We start from the raw sequence: 20,125 nt of genomic DNA, 5'->3' as shown, positions 1-20,125 counted from the left end.
ATACGGTTATTTATTTAATTCCGCCAACGGGTTACTTTTACTCAATCCCTGCTTCCCACTTATTAAAACGGGAGTAAGTACATTGGCGTGCAGACGTTCTTCCCCACTCCACTGTGAAAGCATTGCCCGTAACCAGCAATGTCCTCCTCTCAGCCATATCTCATTATCTGAAACACGTAGTAATAAAGGTGTTACACGATCTACTCCATCCCAACCCGGCAATTCCTTTACATAAAGATGGAAAGGATTATAAGACTCCACTTTATTTGAAAGAATCATGGTAGGCACATCCCCTCTCCAACAAGGTATTCCCTCCAGGCGGGCATCCACAATCATTCCATTCATTTCGCGTTCATCAATAGGCCGGAAACAGTTCTTTCCACTCTTCTCCCTATATTCTGTAGCTCCTGTCAGATTGTTATAACGGAAATCAAAATTGTCATTCAAATACTCCTTTAATTGCAAAGTCAACGATTGACTCCATTTATTAGATTTGCCCGTTTTTTCACCTGTCTTCTCAGGCTCCTCCTTCTTCTTCAGTGTCTTTTGTGCCACGACTCCGGGTATCTTACAATTGGCAACTATCGGCTCCTGCATTTGCTGTTTCTGTGCAAACAATTGTTTTATTGTCTCTACCATTTCTCTAATTATTGTTTTCATACTTACTGTTTTTTTAGTTATTATGAGATTTGAGACACAAAAGTATAGTACTGAATACCGGATTTGCAAATAAGTTGACTCATTCTTTTTTGAAAAATGATCTAACAAAAATAAGCCTTTGAAGTGTTGTTTTTGATTAGAATTATTAGTAATTTTGACGCATCATATTAGGCGTAGCACCAGTCGTGCGATAGCTATCGCACATAATGAGCGACAGTTGTTACACAATATGTGAGTTAGCTGTTGCACATAATGTGAGCCAATCAATAGAAAGGTACAAAATAAATAAAATGACTGCGTAAGTCTGCTAATTGATACGCACAAAACAACTAAAGCAATGAATGCACTTTATGATTTCTTCCTGACTCCCCAACCTAAAGATTCCAATAAAACGAGATATCATGCCCGACTGGTTGTACGGGACACCATCACACTGGAAGATATAGCCGAAACGATTGAGTCCAGAAGTAGTTTAAGACAAAGTGACGTAATAGGATCTTTTATAGAGTTCGCCAATGTCTTCAAACAAGAATTATCCAACGGGAATAGCATTCACATTCCGGGAATCGGTTCATTCCGTATCAAAGCGGAATCACCCGAAGTACGTTCTCCCAAAGAAATCCGTGCCGAAAATATTCATTGCAGCGGAATCGTTTTTACTCCGGAAAAAGATTTGCTTCGCGAATTAAAGGCTACGACTTTTGAAAAGGTTAGTGAGACCCGCAGGTCACAGGAGTTGAGCGATATAGAAATAGACGGGAGATTAGCTGAATTTTTCAAAGATAACCCTTGTATTACTACACAGCAGCTTTGTTCATTATGTGGACTTCGAAAAGCCACTGCACTCCGCAGATTACAAAAGCGGGTGGATGAAGGAAAACTGACTCACCCGGGCTATATCCGTTCTCCTTTTTATTTTCCTGTGCCAGGATGGTTCGGAGTATCCAAAAATAGATAATGCAAAATTAGGTCTTGATTTACAATGAAATGCTCATAAAAATGATTATGACACCATACCATTGGTATGATGTCATAATCTTGATAGAATCCTGTCATCACACTAAAATCCTGATGACATGATAAAAAACACTAACCTAATTTATTTGTTTTTCTTCCAGAGTTTACTCATATCTTCCAGTGTCTTTCCTTTAGTTTCGGGTACCCATCGCCAGACAAAGATAGCGGCAGCAACACAGATAATTCCATATAAGCTATATGCAAACATCGGACTAAAGTCATATAATGCCGGGAAAGTGGATGATACGATATAGTTGAATATCCATTGGAAAGCCACAGCGATAGCGACTGCTTTGCCACGAATAGTATTCGGGAAGATTTCTGAAATCAGCACCCAGCAAATCGGTCCCCATGACATCATGAAGAAAGCTGCATATACAATAATGGAAAGCACCGGAAGAACACCCTTGATTGCCATGCTATCACACATTGCCACAGCAAATGCACCCACAGCCATACCAATAGATCCGATAATCAGCAAAGGTTTGCGTCCAAAGCGGTCTACCGTAAAGATAGCAACCAGTGTAAAGATGATATTGACAACCCCCATAATCACAGTTTGCATCATACCGCCACCTTCTGCACCGGCATTCTCGAAAATACGCGGAGCATAATAAAGTACGGCATTAATACCAATCGCCTGTTGGAATACAGAAAGTAGAATGCCAATTACGATTACCGTCACTCCATAAGTAAAGATTTTCTCTGTCTTTTCCTGAGCTGTAGCTTTAATATCATTAAGAATTTCCCGAGCTTTAGCCTTACCATTAATTTTCTCCAGAATAGAGTAAGCCTTTTCTTCCTGTTGTACAAGAACCAAATAACGAGGAGTCTTCGGAACAAAGAACAAGAGCATGCCAAACAAAGCAGCCGGGAAAGCTTCCGAGCCGAACATATAACGCCACCCTTCCTGAACTGTCCACATATCGGATTCTGTACTTACTGACAACACACCAGCAGCATCTTTCAGAATAATCGGATTCTGATGGTCGCCCATAATCAGATAATTCACAAAGTAGACAACCAACATACCAAAAATAATGGCAAACTGGTTACACGAAACAAGGGTTCCACGAATATTGGAAGGAGCAATCTCAGCAATATACATTGGACATACCGCTGAAGCCAGTCCCACTCCGATACCACCCAGAACGCGATACAGATTGAATGCTATCAATAAGTCCATATTCGGTTTTCCATACTCGAAGAAAAGGACTTCCGGATAATAAGAGCCTAATGCCGAGAGGAAAAATAATACTGCTGCAAGCCGTAATGAGTTACGACGTCCCAGACGAGAAGCAAAAATACCGGATAAAGCACCGCCCAGTACGCAGCCTATCAATGCACTGGAAGAAGTAATGCCGTGCATTACCTTATTATACTGGAAATCGGAAGCGGATAAGAAGAAAGCTTCCAGCCCTTTTTCCGCGCCGGAAATAACCGCCGTGTCATAACCAAAGAGCAAACCGCCCAAAATAGCGACAGAAGTAATCGAATACAAGTAGAGTTTACTTCCTTCGTTCGTTGTATTATTCATAGTTTTAAAAAGTGGATAAAGTAGTGTAGTAGTTGGATTAGAAAAAGTCAGGCGATAAAGTAGTAGCCCTACCGCTGCTTTACCGCCTGTTTTAAATATTAATTAACAATACATATTCAGAATTGCTTCATAAAGTTCCTGCTTGCCGCTAGTCTGTTTCGGCTCTCCTTTTGTTTTTGCATAAGCAACCACATCTTCCAGAGTCAGCTTGCCATCTTCAAATTCTTTGCCTTTTCCGCCATCGAAAGAAGCATAACGGTCAGCCAGCATCTTCTTGTATGGAGATTCGTTCAACAGAGCTGCTGCACTTTCGAGCGCGCGAGCCATGGCATCCATACCAGCAATGTGAGCAATAAAGATATCTTCCAGATCTGTAGAGTTACGACGGGTTTTAGCATCGAAGTTTGTACCACCGGTACCAAGACCACCGTTACGGATAATCTGCATCATAGCCTGAGTCAGTTCATAATTATCAATTGGGAATTGATCCGTATCCCAGCCATTCTGATAGTCACCACGATTAGCATCAATAGAGCCCAGCATACCATTATCTACAGCTACAGCCAGTTCGTGCTCAAAAGTATGACCTGCCAACGTTGCATGATTCACTTCGATATTTACTTTGAAATCTTTATCCAGACCGTGAGCTTTCAAGAAGCCGATAACTGTTTCCGTATCTACATCATACTGATGCTTAGTCGGCTCCATCGGTTTCGGTTCAATCAGGAAAGTACCTTTGAAGCCGCGTGCGCGGGCATAGTCACGGGCAATTGTCAACATCTGTGCAAGGTGTTCTTTTTCACGTTTCTGGTCTGTGTTCAGAAGAGACATATATCCTTCACGACCACCCCAGAATACATAATTTTCTCCACCAAGTTCAATCGTCGCATCAATCGCATTCTTAATTTGAATAGCAGCACGGGCTACTACATCGAAATCGGGATTAGTAGCGGCACCGTTCATATAACGGGCGTGACCGAATACATTAGCAGTACCCCATAGCAGTTTGATGCCTGTTTCTGCCTGTTTCTGTTTTGCATAAGCTACGATTTCTTTCAGATTTGCTTCATATTCTTCCACACTGGCACCTTCTGAAACCAAGTCTACGTCATGAAAACAATAGTATTCGATACCCATTTTCTGCATGAATTCAAACCCTGCGTCCATCTTGTCTTTTGCAGCCTGTATAGCATCTGCATTGCAGTTCCATGGGAATTGCTTCGTTCCGCCACCAAACTGGTCGCCACCTTCAGCACACAATGTGTGCCACCATGCCATAGCGAATCTCAGCCAATCCTTCATTTTTTTACCATTAATTACCTTCTCTGCATCATAATAACGGAATGCCATCGGGTTCTTACTATCTTTACCTTCAAATTTAATCTTTTCAATTCCCGGAAAAAATTCTTTTGTTGCCATAATTCTTGTTATTTAAAAAGTTATTATATTATTATTTATTATCTGAGTTGAAAGTCCAAGTCTATACGTTGCCGCCCATTGATTTCTCAAGACGATGCTTCCATCTGGCATATGCATCGGCGTATTCCTGTCGTTTAGCTATATTCGGTTCAATCACATCCAGTTTGTCAAGGGTTTCAAATGCCTCATTATTATCTTTATAAATGCCCGCACCGATACCTGCCCCCTTGGCGGCTCCTACAGAACCATCCGTATCATAAAGTTCGATAGTAGCTCCGGTTACTCCTGCCAGTGTATCACGGAAGATGGAACTAAGGAACATATTTGCATGTCCGGCGTGAATCATTTTGACCGGAATCCCCATTTGTTCCATGATGTCAATGCCATACTTAAAAGAAAATACAATTCCTTCTTGTGCAGCACGAATAATATGGTGCTTGCCATGTGCATTAAAATCAACACCACGAATGCTACAGCCTATTTCTTTATTATTCAGCATGCGTTCCGCACCATTACCAAAAGGCAGGATGCTGATACCTGCACTCCCGATCGGTGCTTTGGAAGCCAATACATTCATTTCGTTGTACGAAATACCCTCGGGAGCTATATTTCTTTTTACCCATGAGTTGAGAATACCCGTTCCGTTGATGCAGAGCAATACTCCCAAACGAGTTTGCTCAGCTGTATGATTCACATGCGCAAAGGTATTGACACGCGACTGTAAATCATAATTCACTTCGCTATTCACACCGTATACAACTCCTGACGTTCCTGCCGTAGAGGCGATTTCACCCGGATTGAACACATTCAGTGAAAGTGCATTATTCGGCTGGTCACCAGCACGATAAGTAATCGGTGTTCCTTCTTTCAATCCTAATTCTTTCGCAGCAACGGCATTTACACGTCCTTGTTCCGCAAAGGTCGGTTTGATATCTGCAATGAGCGAAGCATCAAACCCGTAATAATCCATCAGGAAATCGGCTACGCAATTATTTTTAAAGTCCCAGAACATTCCTTCTGAAAGACCGGAAACAGTTGTACATATATCTCCACTCAACTTCATGGCAATATAATCACCGGGAAGCATTATTTTATATATCTGCTCGTAGACAGCCGGTTCGTTCTGTTTGATCCAAGCCAACTTTGAAGCTGTAAAATTACCTGGCGAATTCAGTAAATGAGAAAGACACTTCTCCTCTCCGATCATTTCAAATGCTTTCTGTCCATAAGGCACTGCACGAGAATCACACCAGATTATAGCGGGACGCAATACATGCTGGTTCTTATCTACACATACCAGTCCGTGCATTTGATAGGAAATACCGATAGCTTTAATTTCGGCAGCACCAACTCCTGATTCTGCCATAATAACCTGTGTGGACAACTTCAGGTTTTCCCACCAACTTTCAGGGTCTTGTTCTGCCCACCCGGGATTTACTGCGATAATCTTCGCTTCTGTTTTCGGGAAAAACGCTGACGATACACATTTACCTGTTTCAGCATTTACCAGACTCGCTTTAACGGACGAGCTACCTATGTCATAACCTAATAGAAACATGATAATATTTACGATTTAACGATTTACTATTTGAATAAGCTTACCTTCTTACCTTATTATATATCTTCTTATCAAATTTATAATAACGTGCTGCACGATGGGCCACCCCTTGCTGTTTTTCTTCCAAAGGAACTACATATTCCATCATCGCTATTTTCTTATGGAAGTTGCGTACATCCACAGTCTTGTCATATACCAACTCAAAAAGGGTCCTTAACTGAGCAGCAGTAAACTTACGCGGAAGCAGCTCAAATAACATGGAAGGATTGAACTCTACAAACTGACGAATATAGGTCATGGCCTCTTTGATTATCAGATTGTGGTCGAAAGCCAATGTCATCACATCCTTCAAAGCAATCCAACAAGCCTGATGATCATCCAGATTCTTGTCCAATGTCCGATCTATTTTCACCATCGATAAATAAGCGATCGTCACGATACGTTCAACCTTTGACTGCATTGCCCGTTCCAGCCAGCGTACATCTTTGGGATTGCTGGTTCTGTTTTTAGAACCGAATGCCTTAAACTGCATCAGGTTCACATTTTTGAGCCCTGTCAATTCATACAGTACGCGTTGCGCTGCTTCGTCCAAGTCTTCATCCATATAAATAAGACTTCCGGGAAGTTTCATATCGTGATACACTTCACCATTATCTTCACCCGCACGTTTTACAAGTAACACTTTCAGTTGTTCTCCGTCAAAACCAATCACCACACAGTCTACTGATATGTGATTGTTTGCCAAAGGTGCTTTTTTCTGTATGTTCTGCATATCCATTTCTTTAATACGATGCAAATATAGGGGTGACATTCAATTCAAACAACAATAAATAATGTGCTATAAAACATTGTTTTTCATAGATATACATATCATACAACATACAATATGACTACTTAGTGTTATCTTCTGAATTACAATATGTATTTTAGCCATTCCGGTAGCGAGTAATTGTACAAAGTACGAAAAGAGTAATGGTTCTTTATTATCAGTACTTTTCATATCCATTCTTCCTCATCCCCGACAATGTACTTATTGTATTTTAGACGATATCTCATTTTGTATCTTGCTGTTTTTATTTTATCTTTGCCGGATAAATATTAAAAAATCTAAAATGGAACGTCATCCCGTCATTTTATCCATCGCCGGTTCCGATTGTTCGGGAGGAGCGGGCATTCAGGCAGATATCAAAACAATCTCGGCATTAGGAGGCTATGCGGCATCTGCCATCACTGCCGTCACCGTACAAAACACTTTAGGGGTACGTGCAGTCCATGCGATACCCCCCGAAATTGTTTGCGGACAAATCGAAGCGGTGATGGAGGATTTGCAGCCTGCCTCTGTGAAAATAGGCATGGTCAACGATATTCAGATCGTTCATGTCATCGCTGAGTGTTTGCGGAAATATTCACCGGAACATATCATTTACGATCCGGTAATGGTATCTACCAGCGGACGAAAGCTGATGACGGACGAAGCCATTGAAGAGATTAAGAATGAACTTTTACCACTTGTTACATTAATCACTCCCAACATCGATGAAGCAATGGTACTGACAGGTAACAGCATCCAAAATACACAGGACATGCTGGCAGCTGCCAAACAACTCTCTATCGATTATCAAACCCATATCCTGATCAAAGGCGGACACTTGGAAGGTGATAAAATGTGTGATCTTTTATATTCTCCGGATCATACCTATTATATATATGAAGAAAAAAAGATAGAAACCAAAAACTTACATGGGACAGGATGTACTCTCTCTTCTGCTATTGCAAGCTACCAGGCAAAAGGATATTCGATGAAAGAATCCATCCGTCATGCCAAAGAATATATCACCCACGCCATCATTGCAGGCAAAAACTTAAATATCGGGCATGGCAACGGACCTCTGTGGCATTTTCCTGACTCCGTTGCACAAATATGTACATTTTGTGCGGTCGTGTCATAAAAATCTGTAACTTTGCACCCGCATTTAAAAATCAATTAAATAATTAAAGATATGAAAGCATTTGTATTTCCCGGTCAAGGTGCTCAATTCGTAGGAATGGGTAAAGACCTGTATGAAAACTCAGCTTTAGCAAAAGAATTGTTTGAAAAAGCAAATGATATCCTCGGATATCGCATTACAGATATCATGTTCAATGGTACAGACGAAGATCTTCGTCAGACAAAGGTTACTCAGCCTGCCGTATTCCTTCACTCTGTTATCTCTGCTCTTTGCATGGGTGATGATTTCAAACCGGAAATGACAGCCGGACACTCACTTGGCGAATTCTCTGCATTGGTAGCTGCTGGTGCACTGAGTTTTGAAGACGGACTGAAACTGGTTTATGCTCGTGCAATGGCTATGCAGAAAGCTTGCGAAGCCACTCCTTCTACTATGGCTGCCATCATTGCATTGCCAGATGAAAAGGTGGAAGAAATCTGTGCTTCTGTCAATGCAGAAGGTGAAGTTTGCGTACCTGCCAATTACAACTGTCCAGGACAAATCGTAATTTCAGGTTCTGTACCAGGTATCGAAAAAGCTTGTGAACTGATGAAAGCTGCCGGAGCAAAACGTGCTCTTCCGCTGAAGGTAGGCGGTGCTTTCCACTCACCATTGATGGACCCGGCTAAAATTGAGTTGGAGGCTGCTATCAACGCAACAGAAATCCATGCTCCCAAATGTCCGGTATATCAGAATGTAGATGCACTTCCTCACACTGATCCTGCTGAGATTAAGAAGAATCTGGTTGCTCAGCTAACTGCCTCTGTACGCTGGACACAATCTGTTAAGAATATGGTTGCTGATGGTGCTACTGATTTCACAGAATGCGGACCGGGTGCAGTATTGCAAGGCTTGATCAAGAAAATAGACGGTACGGTAAGTGCTCACGGCATTGCATAAGCATCTGCAGTAGATTTACCAATTCCTTTCATTATAGAGCGTGTTGACAAAGTTTGCCAACACGTTTTTTTATGCTCGTTAGTGAAATATAAAACAATTAACATGCTGTATAACACATCAATAGTTCTCTCTGTCAGCAAACTTTCCTGATCTTTCTTTTGTTTGTATTATAGGAATCATTTATTCAAATTCGTGGATCATGAAAATACATGAATATCAAGCAAAAGAAATCTTCTCCAAGTATGGAATCCCTGTTGAAAGGCATACTCTATGTCGTACAGCTGCCGGTGCAGTTGCTGCTTACCGGAGAATGGGATCGGACAGAGTGGTTATTAAAGCACAAGTGCTAACCGGCGGACGGGGAAAAGCCGGAGGTGTTAAATTGGTTGATAATACAGAAGATGCCTATCAGGAAGCTAAGAATATCCTAAGCATGAGTATTAAAGGACTTCCTGTCAATCAAATACTGGTCAGCGAAGCGGTCGATATTGCTGCTGAATATTATGTCAGTTTTACTATCGACAGAAATACACGCGCTGTAATCCTCATGATGAGTGCATCCGGTGGTATGGACATCGAAGAAGTAGCCCGCCAGTCACCGGATAAAATCATTCGCTATGCCATTGATCCATTCATCGGTTTGCCTGACTACCTTGCACGCCGTTTCGCATTCTCTCTCTTCCCTCAGTTGGAACAAGCTGACAGAATGGCTGCCATTCTACAGGAACTCTACAAAATTTTCATGGAGAATGATGCATCTCTGGTTGAAATAAACCCATTAGCTCTTACCACCAAAGGCATATTAATGGCTATTGATGCCAAAATTGTTTTTGATGATAACGCTCTCCACCGTCACCCGGACATACTAAGTTTTTTTGACCCTACAGAAGAAGAAAAAGTGGAAGCGGATGCCAAAAATAAAGGATTCAGCTATGTTCATATGGATGGCAATATAGGCTGTATGGTAAATGGAGCCGGACTTGCCATGGCAACAATGGATATGATAAAACTTCATGGAGGGAATCCTGCCAACTTCCTTGACATTGGCGGCAGTTCAAACCCCGTCAAAGTGGTTGAAGCCATGAAGCTTCTATTACAGGACGAAAAAGTAAAAGTTGTTCTGATTAATATTTTTGGAGGAATCACTCGCTGTGATGATGTAGCAATCGGACTTATTCAGGCATTCGACCAGATTAAGAGTGATATTCCGGTCATCGTCCGGCTCACAGGAACAAATGAGCATATCGGACGTGACCTTTTACGCAACCATGACCGTTTTCAAATTGCTACAACGATGCAGGAAGCCGCATTAATGGCTCTCAGGTCTTAAGATGAAATCACATATAAAAATGAAAGAACAATGAGTATATTAATAGATAAATCCACTCGTCTGGTCGTACAAGGTATCACCGGTAGAGACGGGCTTTTTCATGCTAAAAAGATGAAAGAATACGGAACGAATGTCGTTGGTGGAACTTCTCCGGGTAAAGGAGGCATGAATGTAGACGGTATTCCGGTTTTCAATACGATGTATGAAGCCGTAGAACAGACACAGGCGAATACTTCGATTATTTTTGTCCCAGCACGTTTTGCAGCGGATGCTATCATGGAAGCTGCAGACGCAGGCATCTTGTTGATAGTCTGTATTGCAGAAGGCATTCCGACCCTGGATGTCATCAAGGCGCATCGCTTTGCAGAACAAAGAGGCGCACTGTTGGTTGGTCCCAACTGTCCGGGGCTCATTTCTCCCGGAAAAAGTATGGTAGGGATTCTTCCGGGACAAGTCTTTCAGAAGGGAAATGTCGGTGTCATCAGCCGTAGCGGAACGCTTACTTATGAAATTGTGTATCATTTAACAGCTAACGGTATGGGACAGTCTACTGCAATTGGTATCGGAGGAGATCCTGTAGTAGGATTGCATTTCCGTCAACTATTGGAGATGTTTCAAAATGACCCTGAAACTGAAGCTATTGTTTTAATCGGAGAAATCGGAGGCAATGCAGAAGAACAGGCTGCTGAATACATTCGCAATCATGTAGACAAACCTGTCGTAGCATTTATTGCCGGACAATCCGCACCTCCGGGAAAACAGATGGGGCATGCAGGAGCTATCATCTCGGGAAGTTCCGGCTCAGCAAAAGACAAAATAGAAGCTTTGGAAGCTGCTGGTATACGTGTCGCACAAGAGCCTTCGGATATTCCGAAGTTATTGAAAAGATAATCTTCTCTCAAAGGAGAAATTAAATAGAGGCAACGGCAGAAATGCTGTAAGCTAAAAGATAGAACCACACGGATTGACAGGACTTATGCACCTTTCATTTTTCCGTGTGGTTCTATTTTATATACATACTTATATCATCGGTAATAACAGAGTGGTACACGAGTACTACATCCCCTTTTTCACTCCCAACTTTATTAATAAAGCATTCATCGGATATGCACAGAAGAAGCCGACGAGCATAGCTAACTGCATCATAAACCAAAACATCCACGTATCTTTAGGCAAAGGTTCATTGACGAACAAAATAAAATAAACGATTGCCATCCAGCCATACATTCCTATTTGCCAAGACAACAGAGAAAAGAAATCTGCTTTGAAAGCACGGGATAATGCATTTCCAACTGAAATTCTCTCCATTTCCCGAATAGCGTAAAATTGAAAATAAACCCCGATAATCAATGCTAAAATAAAATCAAATACCCAGTTTCCTATAAGCTGGCTTCCTGCAACGGTTACCGGAATATAATTGGTAACCCACTCTCCTATTATATCAGCCAATGTGCAGCCTGCTCCACAGTGTAAAGCAGATAAAGCCACGGACTGCCAATGAGGATACTCCATAGGCATATTTCCCATTGACATATCCATTTTCATCTCATCCTCTCCCATCTTCATCGGAACACTTTTTCCGAATTTATTATAAGCCCATAAAGCTAAATAACTTCCCCACAATGCAGTTAAAATCCATACTGCATTCATTATCTTCATTGATTGTGGGCGATGTGTCAGGTCGATTGCTATGTGAACAGCAATTCCAATACCTGAACAGACTAAAAATACAGCTAATAAATTGAGCATAATTGTATATTTAAAAAGATTTTAGACTACAACAGCCCTTATTTATAAATAGTTCATCCCATCTATTTTAAAATCCGCTTTATCGAACTATTTTTCAAGCAGTTTGTTATAATTTTACTAATTAAATATTGAATTGTATGAGCAGACGTAGTCAATTAGAGCATGAAGTATCTGTTGCTCAGGAAAGAGTCAAGAAAGCAGCTAAAGATACACCGAAAGATATCATAAAGTTATGGGAGCAAGAACTTGTAGATCTGGAACTTGAACTCAATAATCTGGTAGATGATGAAGAAGATAATAATGAGGATTAATTAAAAGAGGGCGTTCATAACACCCTCTTTTAGTTATAGCATTAGCAAAATACCGTGACTTTTTTATCCACAGTGAAAATACTTATGTACCAATTCCAGCATTTCTTCCGGTTTGCCATCCAAGTCAGCACGCAATGTTTTATCCTCATAGCTACGAAGCTTACATATAATACCGTCAATCATAGCCGGACTAAATACATGATATTGTTCAAAGACGGCACGTTGCTTTTGCAAGCATTCGGCAGAGGCTGCGCAACTATCCGGTAATTGAGCTAAAGCTTTCAGTTTATCTTCATTCTCTTTCTGATGGATGTTCACATTTACATACGTTCTCTTTGCAATATCCAACGCATTCTCTATCTCAAAACCATGACGACAGGCAACAGCCAATCCTGCAAGCAGTTGATACAAATCTGCCGAGCCATCCGGAGAGCGCATTTCCACCGTTTGCTTCTGACTGGTATCAAAATGGCTTTCGTTTTCCAATGGGTTTGCCAAAGTACACATATCAGTTTTGGCGGCCCACCCCAAAGGTACACGTACCAATACAGAACGATTACGATCTCCCCAGCAAACATTCGTAGGTGCTTCCTGATGAGGAACTAAACGGAAATAAGAAGTAGGATTCGTATTTCCGAAAGCTGTAATGGAAGGAGCAAGTTCCATCATTCCGGCAATTGCTTTACGAGCTGTTTCCGACAATACTCCATCTTTCAGCATCTGATTTTGTCCGTCTTTTACAATACGCATGTGAACATGCAGACCAGAACCGGCTTTTCCTGCCGTAATCTTAGGCGCAAATGTCACATTGTACCCATATCTGTATCCCAGATTACGAATTACCCATTTGGCAATCATTAATTGGTCTGCCGCATCTTCGGCACGAACTGGCAGGAACTCAATTTCGTTCTGTTCATAAATCATGCCATCCAATGTAAAATTGCCCACCTCGGAATGACCATATTTTATTTGTCCACCGGTCTGAGCTATATATGACATACACTGCGTACGGAAATCATTAAACTTAGCATACGGAGCAGATTCATGATAACCACGCTGATCCGTAGCCTGAAACATTCCTGTATCCGGTGAAATAACATAATATTCCAGTTCTCCCATTGCCTGAAACTCCATACCTGTGACATCAGTAAATGCCTTACATGCCTTATGCAAAGTATGTTCCGGCGAACTTTCCAATGGTTCACCGTCTTTATTGAAGAAAGAACAGAGCATCGAGAGTGTCGGTATTTCAGCAAAAGGATCAACAAAAGCAGTGCGGAAACGAGGCACTACATACAGGTCGCTACTCCCCGCCTCTATGAAAGGAAACAGACTGGAACCATCTACGCGCTCTCCACAAGTAAGAATAGCATCCAGATAAGCTGCATTATTAATCACAAAATTCAACGTTTTCAGTCGCCCGTCAGCAGCAGGATACATAAAATTAACCATACGGATATTATTCTTCTGAATAAAAGAAATAATATCCGCTTTAGTAAACTCGGCAGCAGGCTTTTCCAAAGCAGCCACCAAGCAGTTGGGATTCATTAAAAGTTCTTGATTCATCTTTTATCGGTTTGTTGTTAATATGGTAAATTTAAGATGTTTATTTCATATCATTAGTTTTTCAATTACACCATCCACGCAAACAGATAGTGAACCAAAGGTAAGAAAAAAACTACCGCTGACAATAAAAACAGAAATAAATTCTTCTGACTAAAAAAATAAGCCGACCGGATTTTATAAAAACGAAAGAAGGTGCATTGGTCATCCCAATACACCTTCTTTTTATATACTGATTGTTATTCAGTCAATTAGTTCTTCGGCAAAGCTTCTTTAACTACCATCGGACGGCCTACATATTCAGCACCGTTCAATTCTTTAATAGCATTAGCAGCTTCTGCATCATCCGGCATTTCAATGAAAGCAAAGCCCTTTGATCTTCTTGTTTCACGATCTGTGATTAATTTAACTGAAGCAACTGCTCCATACTCTTCCATTACGTTTCTCAAGTCTGATTCCTTAACATTATAGTTAAGATTTCCAATGTACAAATTCATAAAATACAAATATAAAAAATTAATAATTTCAATAACAAAGTTCTTTGGAAGTTCTTAATCAGAGATGGATATGCTCAATAAATGAGAAGATTCATGTGAAATAATCAAATCAAAATACCTTTTATTGTTTAATGAGTACAAATAACGGCATTTCGTGGGAATAACACACTATGTTTACCCTTTTTTCTTTAGTAAAATATCCTTTTTTATGAAATAAGGCCAAAACTTAACGCATGATGTTTCAGTTATGCTCTGTAAACAAGTCAGAGGTTGCATTTACTCCTTTTGCTGATACTTAGGCATAAATTCTTCAAAGAACGAACGTTTATAGCTCCCGCCAAGTGCTATCTCATAAGTCTTTATATATACGTCATTCGTATCGAACGAGTCAATGTGTGAAGTATTGACGATATAAGATTTATTCACCCGAAGGAACAATTTATCCGGCAATTGTTCGTGGATATTTTTCAGGTTCATTTTAGTTATAATACGCTGATCTTCCAGCTGAAGAATAGAATAATCCTTTAGCCCTTCAATAAAAAGGATACTACTGAAGTTAATTTTGAAATACCGCCGTTCCGACTTAATAAAAAGATAGTCTTCCCGAATATTTTCTACCTTTTCTGGTTCTGCCGACACCAATAACTTATGATAAGCGACCGCTTTATTGACTGCCTTCAGAAAACGACTCAGTTCAATCGGCTTTATCAAATAATCTACAGCATTCACTTCATAGCTATCAAGGGCATATTCAGCGTATGCAGTGGTGAAGATGACCAGTGTATTCTCCGGAATACTTTGAGCAAACTCCATACCGGTGATACCGGGCATCTGAATATCAAGGAAAATCAAATCGACTGTGTGCCCACTCATAAAGGCGGATGCAGCCACAGCGTTATTAAAGCTACCCGCCAACTCTAATTGGGGAACCTGCTCTATCAGAGATTTCATGCCTTTCCGGGCTACGGGTTCATCATCTACAATAATACAGTTCATAAGCTTAAACGTAAATTGACACTATAGGTTGTTGCTAAATCTTTTATCTCTAACGTATATCCTGAGCCATATAACAACTCCAGTCTTCGCCGCACGTTTGCCAATCCGATCCCTCCTTCCCGTTTCACCGGAACAGAAGGTTTTGAGTTTTCACTACGGAATGACAGTTCATGATCATGCAACGTAAAATAGATATGTACATAAGACAAGTTATCACTATCCGGATTATGTTTTACCGCATTTTCCACAAAAGGAATAAACAGCAACGGCGGTACACAAACATGATTCATATCTCCCTCTTTCGACACCAAATACTCAAAATGATCCCGACGTACCTTTTCCAATTCAAGGAAGCTGGTCAGAAACTGAATATCCGCATTCAGTGAAACCTCCTTACGGGTACTGTCATTAAATTGGTAACGAAGCAGATCATTCAATTTCCCCAATATCTGAGAGGCTTCATCAGGGTCTTCTTTTACTAATATATTGGCATTGTTCAACATATTGAAAAGGAAGTGCGGATTTATCTGATTCTTTAATTGCTGAAGCTCCGTCTGCATCGTCGTATTCTCCAGTTCCGATATTTTTCTGCCGGAAATAATCCAACGCCGGAACATCTCAAAGCTGGTACTGCTCCCTGCTATCAAAGTTAGTACAAGTATGGAGTGAATGATACTCCAGAATGAAAAAGACTGCCCGTCCTGCAAACTGAATTCACTGATACCGTATTGCCGGTGAAGTGGATAAAAACAAACCAGCCCCAATAATGCACTAAAAACAATAACCCCCAGAAAGGATGCCCAATAAAAAATGAATTGGCGTTTGCCCAAAAAACGAGGGAGCAACTGATAAATATTCATATAGATGGGGAAAGAAAAGATAAACACACTCACCAGATATGCATACAGGAAACCTTCTTTATTAAAACTGCCATACACGTTCTGAAAAGCCAGAAAACAAATCAGCGACATCAGTAATAAATGACGAATCATCCTGTATGGACGGTCGACCAAAACCCTTCCCAAATAATATATATTTTCCGTATCTTTCATTACATCAATTTTAGATTGGTGGTACATGACGACTGATGATCATATTGATTCTCCAATAAATAATGTCCGGGATATAATAAATCCAGTCGCTTCTGAAGTTGCCCGAATGCTGGTAACGAAGCCTGAGGCATATGCTGCAATGTATTCATATCCGAACAATGATATGTGCAAGTAAAAAGCAATCCTTCTTCTTTTGCCTGAAAGCCAATTGCTATCTGATTCTCCGCTCCATCTTCATTATCCGCACTTTCCCGGACAGCATATTCTATAAGAGGCATAAACAATAAAGGAGGAATTTGAATATATCGTACTTCATTCTCCACTTGAATCTTATATTCAAGCCGTTCATTGTACATTTTCTCTAATTCCAGATAATCTGTAACAAAATGGATTTCATCACTTAAAAATACTTTTTCGTGTACACTTTCATAAAGCTGATATCGGAGCAGGCTGCCCAGCTTAAAAATGAGTGCCGAAGCTTTATCCGCATCTTTCTTTGCCAGCAGTTGCGCCTCATTTAACATTTTCGAAAGAAAGTCCGGCTGAATCTGTTCTTTCAGACGAGTCAATTCAGTCTGAAGATTATCGTTCTCCAATTTATTCAGCAATTGTTGATCGTTCACCCAGCGACGGAAAAATAGAGTAAAAGAGAAAGTCAGGAAATACAAAACAAATGCTATCACATTAATCAAAAGGAAAAGAAAAAAAATAGGATTGATCGTTACGATCTGATCAGGAATCTTATAATACTGCTTCAGAATATATAGACCGCCCATCATAAACAGTGCCATAAATACAATAAGATACCCCATATAGCCGGCATAAGCCTTGTATCGTCCCTTAAACAGATATCTAGGAATCAACACATTAGTATTCAAATAGATTAATCCCGAAAACGTCAGGATCATCAGTAAATTTATGCCTGTCGACAAATTAAATCCGAAGCCAACCTCCCTGACGAGATTTCCCCTGAACACCATAAAGGATATGATTAAAAATACCCCTATGACTTTTAATGCTGAATATAATATTCGTTTCACTGACATAAGGCGATAAAGTTACTACTTTTTCAGAACTTATACTTCATTCCCATCGAAACATACATAGCCGGCTTAAAATAAGGATCGATATCTTTGGACATATCCTTGAAAAAAGCTTTTAATGTACGTGTTGTATAATAAGCAATCCGGCTGCACGATAATCCACCGGTAGCAGTTATAGCAAGAGAAGACCCCAAATTCAGTTCCGGCTGTAATCCTACAATGATGTATTGCTGGGAGAACATAACATCTTTTCCTTCTCTTTCTACTAATGCCAACGCGCCGTTCATCTCTGCCATCAAACTAACTTTCAGATATTTATTTAGGTGCATCCCTGCCGATACTTCCATTGCATTCATCATGGAAACTTTGATCTCATAACGCCCTTCCGTACTCCAATCAAAGTATATGGCCGGAAAAATCATGGGATAGCCAAACGTATTATTGATCGCCAGTCCGGCCCCAAGAGACAGATTCGGTTTCAACTGCCGGATAAAGACAGCTCCTCCCTGTCCCAAAACATTCTTCATTCTTATATCGGAAGCTGTATAAACGCCTACACCAACTGTAGTCAGCAGCATCCATTTCTTACTGACCGGACGGATGTTGGTTACTCCCAATTGTAAATTTATAGTCTGATCGATGTCTATATAAGATTGCAGATTCTTGTTATTCATGGAAGTATAACCTCCTCCGGCCGAGACTATCCAGACAGTAGGCTGCTTCCTTTCATTCAGTTTCTGTGATACAGGAACATTCACACTCCCTTCTACAAATTTCAGATCTCCCTTTCCTCCTGTCTCCTGTCCGTTCTCATCCTTGTAAGAAGAAGATGAGATATATCCGGTTTTGACAATCACTTGTGCCCTCATAGCTTCCGGCATCCACATGAGTAAAGTAAACATACTTACTATAACATACTTCATTCTTTCTCATTTTAATTTGAATGAAACAAAAATAGATCTTTATATCACGAACATAAGAAATAGTAGACCAACTTTATCATCCCGTATACAAAACACGTATTTTCTGACTTTATTCTTCATTCTTTGCTTTTTTATTTTAACTTTGTCCGTACATCCCTTGAGATGCAGGCTGAATTTGAAATTTAATAAATGACTAATTATGGAAATAAAAAAATTTATCGAAAACTATCGGGAAGCCTTTGGCGAATATGCTGAATTGCCTATCCTGTTCTGGTACTCGGACATTCTTGAAAATGAAACGGAGAAAGTGAACGGATGCTTCTTTAAAAGCATGGATAAAGTCAGGGAAGGTAATACCATCAGCCTGAATGCGGAAACAATTGGTTGCGGTGGCGGTAAGTTTTATACCGGATTCACTGACATGCCCGAACGTGTCCCGACATTTGTATCTCTGAAAGAGAGATATAAGCAGACACCGGAAATGGTGAAGAGCTTTATTGAACAACTGGGAGTGCCACGGGCAGAAAAACAATATCTGCACTTTGCCCGTATCGATAAAGTTGAAAACTTCGATAAAGCAGAAGGAATCCTTTTTCTGGCAAATCCGGATATATTGTCCGGGCTGACTACCTGGGCTTTCTTCGACAATAATAAGGAAGATACAGTCATTTCCACCTTCGGGTCCGGTTGCAGTTCGGTGGTCACACAGACAATTTTAGAGAATCGTAAAGGGGGCTACAGAACATTTATCGGTTTTTTTGATCCTTCTGTACGCCCCTATTTTGAAGCTGATATACTGAGCTATACCATTCCAATGTCGAGATTTAAAGTGATGTATGAGACAATGCGCAGCAGTTGTCTGTTTGATACTCATGCATGGGGAAAAATCCGGGAAAGAAACAATAATAACCACAAAGAATAAAAAGATGGATTTTATACTTCGGCCTTGGCTAGAATCTGACGCCAAAGATCTGACGATACATCTGAATAATAAAAAGATATGGGATAACTGTAGGGACGGATTACCTTTTCCATATACAGAAACAGCTGCTGACGCTTTCATTAAATATGCTTCGGAACAAGTGGAACAAAATGAATTTTGTATCGAAGTAAATCATGAGGCGGTCGGTAATATCGGATTTGTTCGTGGGACTGACGTCGAACGCTTCAATGCAGAAGCCGGCTACTGGATTTCAGAAACATACTGGAACAAAGGCATTATGACAGCTGCTTTGAAAGAAGCAATAGAGCATTATTTCCGGTATACAGATGTAATACGTATCTATGCTACGGTGTACGAATACAACACCGCATCAATGCGCGTGCTGGAGAAAGCCGGATTTCAGAAAACAGGAGTACATCGTAAGGCATGTTTCAAAAATGGGCAGTTCATTAATGCACATTATTATGAACTACTGAAAAACAAATCGTAACCCTTTGTCTTGTTATCGGCCACTAACCACATATAAATAAGTCAAGGCTGATCAAAAAGTGCCTTTCCGGTTATTCTCCTTCTGACAACGATGTGACAAAGAGAAGAATGACTCCCCGGACCTTTCGATCAGCCTTGCATTACCTGTTT

The 20,125-nt window shown here is 40.5% G+C and carries 20 protein-coding genes; 8 read left to right on the top strand and 12 right to left on the bottom strand.

From position 1 onward, the window contains the following. Nucleotides 1–6: 6 nt before the first annotated feature. Nucleotides 7–660 (bottom strand): virulence-associated E family protein, encoded by a 654-nt coding sequence (locus HMPREF2794_RS02640; RefSeq protein WP_246839578.1) that lies wholly within the window; start codon nucleotides 658–660, stop codon nucleotides 7–9. Nucleotides 661–997: 337 nt separating this feature from the next. On the opposite strand from HMPREF2794_RS02640, the gene HMPREF2794_RS02635 reads away from it, so the two are divergent. Next, a complete protein-coding gene (locus HMPREF2794_RS02635) occupies nucleotides 998–1,618 on the top strand; it encodes an HU family DNA-binding protein (RefSeq protein WP_055268761.1) in 621 nt (206 codons plus the stop codon). Between the two features lie 141 nt (nucleotides 1,619–1,759). On the opposite strand, the gene xylE is transcribed toward HMPREF2794_RS02635, so the two are convergent. From xylE to HMPREF2794_RS02615, 4 genes are all read right to left on the bottom strand, one after another. After that, nucleotides 1,760–3,214, bottom strand: a complete 1,455-nt coding sequence (gene xylE, locus HMPREF2794_RS02630) for a D-xylose transporter XylE (protein WP_010538095.1) — start codon at nucleotides 3,212–3,214, stop codon at nucleotides 1,760–1,762. 102 nt (nucleotides 3,215–3,316) lie between these two features. Continuing rightward, nucleotides 3,317–4,633, bottom strand: coding sequence for a xylose isomerase (gene xylA, locus HMPREF2794_RS02625; protein ID WP_010538096.1), 1,317 nt, complete (start codon nucleotides 4,631–4,633; stop codon nucleotides 3,317–3,319). 61 nt (nucleotides 4,634–4,694) lie between these two features. Beyond that, the gene (locus HMPREF2794_RS02620) at nucleotides 4,695–6,191 is read right to left on the bottom strand and encodes a xylulokinase (RefSeq protein WP_070750807.1); all 1,497 of its coding nucleotides are present in this window, start codon (nucleotides 6,189–6,191) and stop codon (nucleotides 4,695–4,697) included. Between the two features lie 40 nt (nucleotides 6,192–6,231). After that, nucleotides 6,232–6,963, bottom strand: coding sequence for an NUDIX hydrolase (locus tag HMPREF2794_RS02615; RefSeq protein WP_070750809.1), 732 nt, complete (start codon nucleotides 6,961–6,963; stop codon nucleotides 6,232–6,234). A 340-nt stretch (nucleotides 6,964–7,303) separates the two neighbouring features. On the opposite strand from HMPREF2794_RS02615, the gene thiD reads away from it, so the two are divergent. The 4 genes from thiD to sucD all read left to right on the top strand — a co-directional run bounded on the left by thiD (nucleotide 7,304) and on the right by sucD (nucleotide 11,300). After that, on the top strand, nucleotides 7,304–8,140 hold the full coding sequence (gene thiD / locus HMPREF2794_RS02610) for a bifunctional hydroxymethylpyrimidine kinase/phosphomethylpyrimidine kinase (RefSeq protein WP_010538099.1): 837 nt from the start codon (nucleotides 7,304–7,306) through the stop codon (nucleotides 8,138–8,140). A 51-nt stretch (nucleotides 8,141–8,191) separates the two neighbouring features. Continuing rightward, a complete protein-coding gene (gene fabD, locus HMPREF2794_RS02605; protein ID WP_010538100.1) occupies nucleotides 8,192–9,079 on the top strand; it encodes an ACP S-malonyltransferase in 888 nt (295 codons plus the stop codon). A 199-nt stretch (nucleotides 9,080–9,278) separates the two neighbouring features. Further along, nucleotides 9,279–10,409, top strand: coding sequence for an ADP-forming succinate--CoA ligase subunit beta (gene sucC / locus HMPREF2794_RS02600; RefSeq protein WP_070750805.1), 1,131 nt, complete (start codon nucleotides 9,279–9,281; stop codon nucleotides 10,407–10,409). 30 nt (nucleotides 10,410–10,439) lie between these two features. Then, complete coding sequence (gene sucD, locus HMPREF2794_RS02595; protein ID WP_055268758.1) at nucleotides 10,440–11,300, top strand: succinate--CoA ligase subunit alpha; 861 nt, start codon at nucleotides 10,440–10,442, stop codon at nucleotides 11,298–11,300. Between the two features lie 165 nt (nucleotides 11,301–11,465). On the opposite strand, the gene HMPREF2794_RS02590 is transcribed toward sucD, so the two are convergent. Next, nucleotides 11,466–12,158 carry a DUF4396 domain-containing protein gene (locus tag HMPREF2794_RS02590; RefSeq protein WP_022301486.1) on the bottom strand — a complete coding sequence of 231 codons (693 nt, stop codon included), beginning with the start codon at nucleotides 12,156–12,158 and terminating at the stop codon, nucleotides 11,466–11,468. A gap of 137 nt (nucleotides 12,159–12,295) precedes the next feature. Between HMPREF2794_RS02590 and HMPREF2794_RS28775 the strand changes: the two genes are divergently transcribed. Further along, complete coding sequence (locus HMPREF2794_RS28775; protein WP_010538103.1) at nucleotides 12,296–12,469, top strand: hypothetical protein; 174 nt, start codon at nucleotides 12,296–12,298, stop codon at nucleotides 12,467–12,469. A 63-nt stretch (nucleotides 12,470–12,532) separates the two neighbouring features. On the opposite strand, the gene HMPREF2794_RS02585 is transcribed toward HMPREF2794_RS28775, so the two are convergent. The 6 genes from HMPREF2794_RS02585 to HMPREF2794_RS28370 all read right to left on the bottom strand — a co-directional run bounded on the left by HMPREF2794_RS02585 (nucleotide 12,533) and on the right by HMPREF2794_RS28370 (nucleotide 18,543). Then, the gene (locus HMPREF2794_RS02585) at nucleotides 12,533–14,035 is read right to left on the bottom strand and encodes a glutamine synthetase family protein (RefSeq protein ID WP_070750803.1); all 1,503 of its coding nucleotides are present in this window, start codon (nucleotides 14,033–14,035) and stop codon (nucleotides 12,533–12,535) included. Nucleotides 14,036–14,283: 248 nt separating this feature from the next. Beyond that, nucleotides 14,284–14,529, bottom strand: coding sequence for an RNA recognition motif domain-containing protein (locus HMPREF2794_RS02580; RefSeq protein WP_010538105.1), 246 nt, complete (start codon nucleotides 14,527–14,529; stop codon nucleotides 14,284–14,286). A gap of 276 nt (nucleotides 14,530–14,805) precedes the next feature. After that, nucleotides 14,806–15,525 carry a LytR/AlgR family response regulator transcription factor gene (locus tag HMPREF2794_RS02575; RefSeq protein WP_010538106.1) on the bottom strand — a complete coding sequence of 240 codons (720 nt, stop codon included), beginning with the start codon at nucleotides 15,523–15,525 and terminating at the stop codon, nucleotides 14,806–14,808. Next, nucleotides 15,522–16,577 (bottom strand): sensor histidine kinase, encoded by a 1,056-nt coding sequence (locus HMPREF2794_RS02570; RefSeq protein ID WP_070750801.1) that lies wholly within the window; start codon nucleotides 16,575–16,577, stop codon nucleotides 15,522–15,524. The genes HMPREF2794_RS02575 and HMPREF2794_RS02570 overlap by 4 nt, the downstream gene beginning before the upstream one ends. After that, nucleotides 16,577–17,623, bottom strand: coding sequence for a sensor histidine kinase (locus tag HMPREF2794_RS02565; protein ID WP_029425556.1), 1,047 nt, complete (start codon nucleotides 17,621–17,623; stop codon nucleotides 16,577–16,579). Before HMPREF2794_RS02565 ends, HMPREF2794_RS02570 begins: the two co-directional genes overlap by 1 nt. A gap of 23 nt (nucleotides 17,624–17,646) precedes the next feature. Then, nucleotides 17,647–18,543 carry a DUF6268 family outer membrane beta-barrel protein gene (locus HMPREF2794_RS28370; protein WP_055268755.1) on the bottom strand — a complete coding sequence of 299 codons (897 nt, stop codon included), beginning with the start codon at nucleotides 18,541–18,543 and terminating at the stop codon, nucleotides 17,647–17,649. 199 nt (nucleotides 18,544–18,742) lie between these two features. Between HMPREF2794_RS28370 and HMPREF2794_RS02555 the strand changes: the two genes are divergently transcribed. Continuing rightward, entirely contained in the window at nucleotides 18,743–19,465 is a 723-nt protein-coding gene (locus HMPREF2794_RS02555) for a DUF169 domain-containing protein (protein WP_010538110.1), read from the top strand. Nucleotides 19,466–19,469: 4 nt separating this feature from the next. Beyond that, nucleotides 19,470–19,976, top strand: coding sequence for a GNAT family N-acetyltransferase (locus HMPREF2794_RS02550; RefSeq protein ID WP_010538111.1), 507 nt, complete (start codon nucleotides 19,470–19,472; stop codon nucleotides 19,974–19,976). Nucleotides 19,977–20,125 lie beyond the last annotated feature (149 nt).

This window comes from Bacteroides sp. HMSC067B03 (assembly GCF_001811315.1).
Taxonomy (GTDB): Bacteria; Bacteroidota; Bacteroidia; order Bacteroidales; family Bacteroidaceae; genus Bacteroides; species Bacteroides faecis.
Note: the sequence above shows the minus strand (reverse complement) of the source record. Positions and strands in the feature narration are given on the sequence as shown.

Bases quoted from the DNA above. Each gene is read 5' to 3' on its own strand.
- HMPREF2794_RS02640 (WP_246839578.1), bottom strand. From the start codon at position 660: ATGAAAACAATAATTAGAGAAATGGTAGAGACAATAAAACAATTGTTT.
- HMPREF2794_RS02635 (WP_055268761.1), top strand. From the start codon at position 998: ATGAATGCACTTTATGATTTCTTCCTGACTCCCCAACCTAAAGATTCC.
- xylE (WP_010538095.1), bottom strand. From the start codon at position 3,214: ATGAATAATACAACGAACGAAGGAAGTAAACTCTACTTGTATTCGATT.
- xylA (WP_010538096.1), bottom strand. From the start codon at position 4,633: ATGGCAACAAAAGAATTTTTTCCGGGAATTGAAAAGATTAAATTTGAA.
- HMPREF2794_RS02620 (WP_070750807.1), bottom strand. From the start codon at position 6,191: ATGTTTCTATTAGGTTATGACATAGGTAGCTCGTCCGTTAAAGCGAGT.
- HMPREF2794_RS02615 (WP_070750809.1), bottom strand. From the start codon at position 6,963: ATGCAGAACATACAGAAAAAAGCACCTTTGGCAAACAATCACATATCA.
- thiD (WP_010538099.1), top strand. From the start codon at position 7,304: ATGGAACGTCATCCCGTCATTTTATCCATCGCCGGTTCCGATTGTTCG.
- fabD (WP_010538100.1), top strand. From the start codon at position 8,192: ATGAAAGCATTTGTATTTCCCGGTCAAGGTGCTCAATTCGTAGGAATG.
- sucC (WP_070750805.1), top strand. From the start codon at position 9,279: ATGAAAATACATGAATATCAAGCAAAAGAAATCTTCTCCAAGTATGGA.
- sucD (WP_055268758.1), top strand. From the start codon at position 10,440: ATGAGTATATTAATAGATAAATCCACTCGTCTGGTCGTACAAGGTATC.
- HMPREF2794_RS02590 (WP_022301486.1), bottom strand. From the start codon at position 12,158: ATGCTCAATTTATTAGCTGTATTTTTAGTCTGTTCAGGTATTGGAATT.
- HMPREF2794_RS28775 (WP_010538103.1), top strand. From the start codon at position 12,296: ATGAGCAGACGTAGTCAATTAGAGCATGAAGTATCTGTTGCTCAGGAA.
- HMPREF2794_RS02585 (WP_070750803.1), bottom strand. From the start codon at position 14,035: ATGAATCAAGAACTTTTAATGAATCCCAACTGCTTGGTGGCTGCTTTG.
- HMPREF2794_RS02580 (WP_010538105.1), bottom strand. From the start codon at position 14,529: ATGAATTTGTACATTGGAAATCTTAACTATAATGTTAAGGAATCAGAC.
- HMPREF2794_RS02575 (WP_010538106.1), bottom strand. From the start codon at position 15,525: ATGAACTGTATTATTGTAGATGATGAACCCGTAGCCCGGAAAGGCATG.
- HMPREF2794_RS02570 (WP_070750801.1), bottom strand. From the start codon at position 16,577: ATGAAAGATACGGAAAATATATATTATTTGGGAAGGGTTTTGGTCGAC.
- HMPREF2794_RS02565 (WP_029425556.1), bottom strand. From the start codon at position 17,623: ATGTCAGTGAAACGAATATTATATTCAGCATTAAAAGTCATAGGGGTA.
- HMPREF2794_RS28370 (WP_055268755.1), bottom strand. From the start codon at position 18,543: ATGAAGTATGTTATAGTAAGTATGTTTACTTTACTCATGTGGATGCCG.
- HMPREF2794_RS02555 (WP_010538110.1), top strand. From the start codon at position 18,743: ATGGAAATAAAAAAATTTATCGAAAACTATCGGGAAGCCTTTGGCGAA.
- HMPREF2794_RS02550 (WP_010538111.1), top strand. From the start codon at position 19,470: ATGGATTTTATACTTCGGCCTTGGCTAGAATCTGACGCCAAAGATCTG.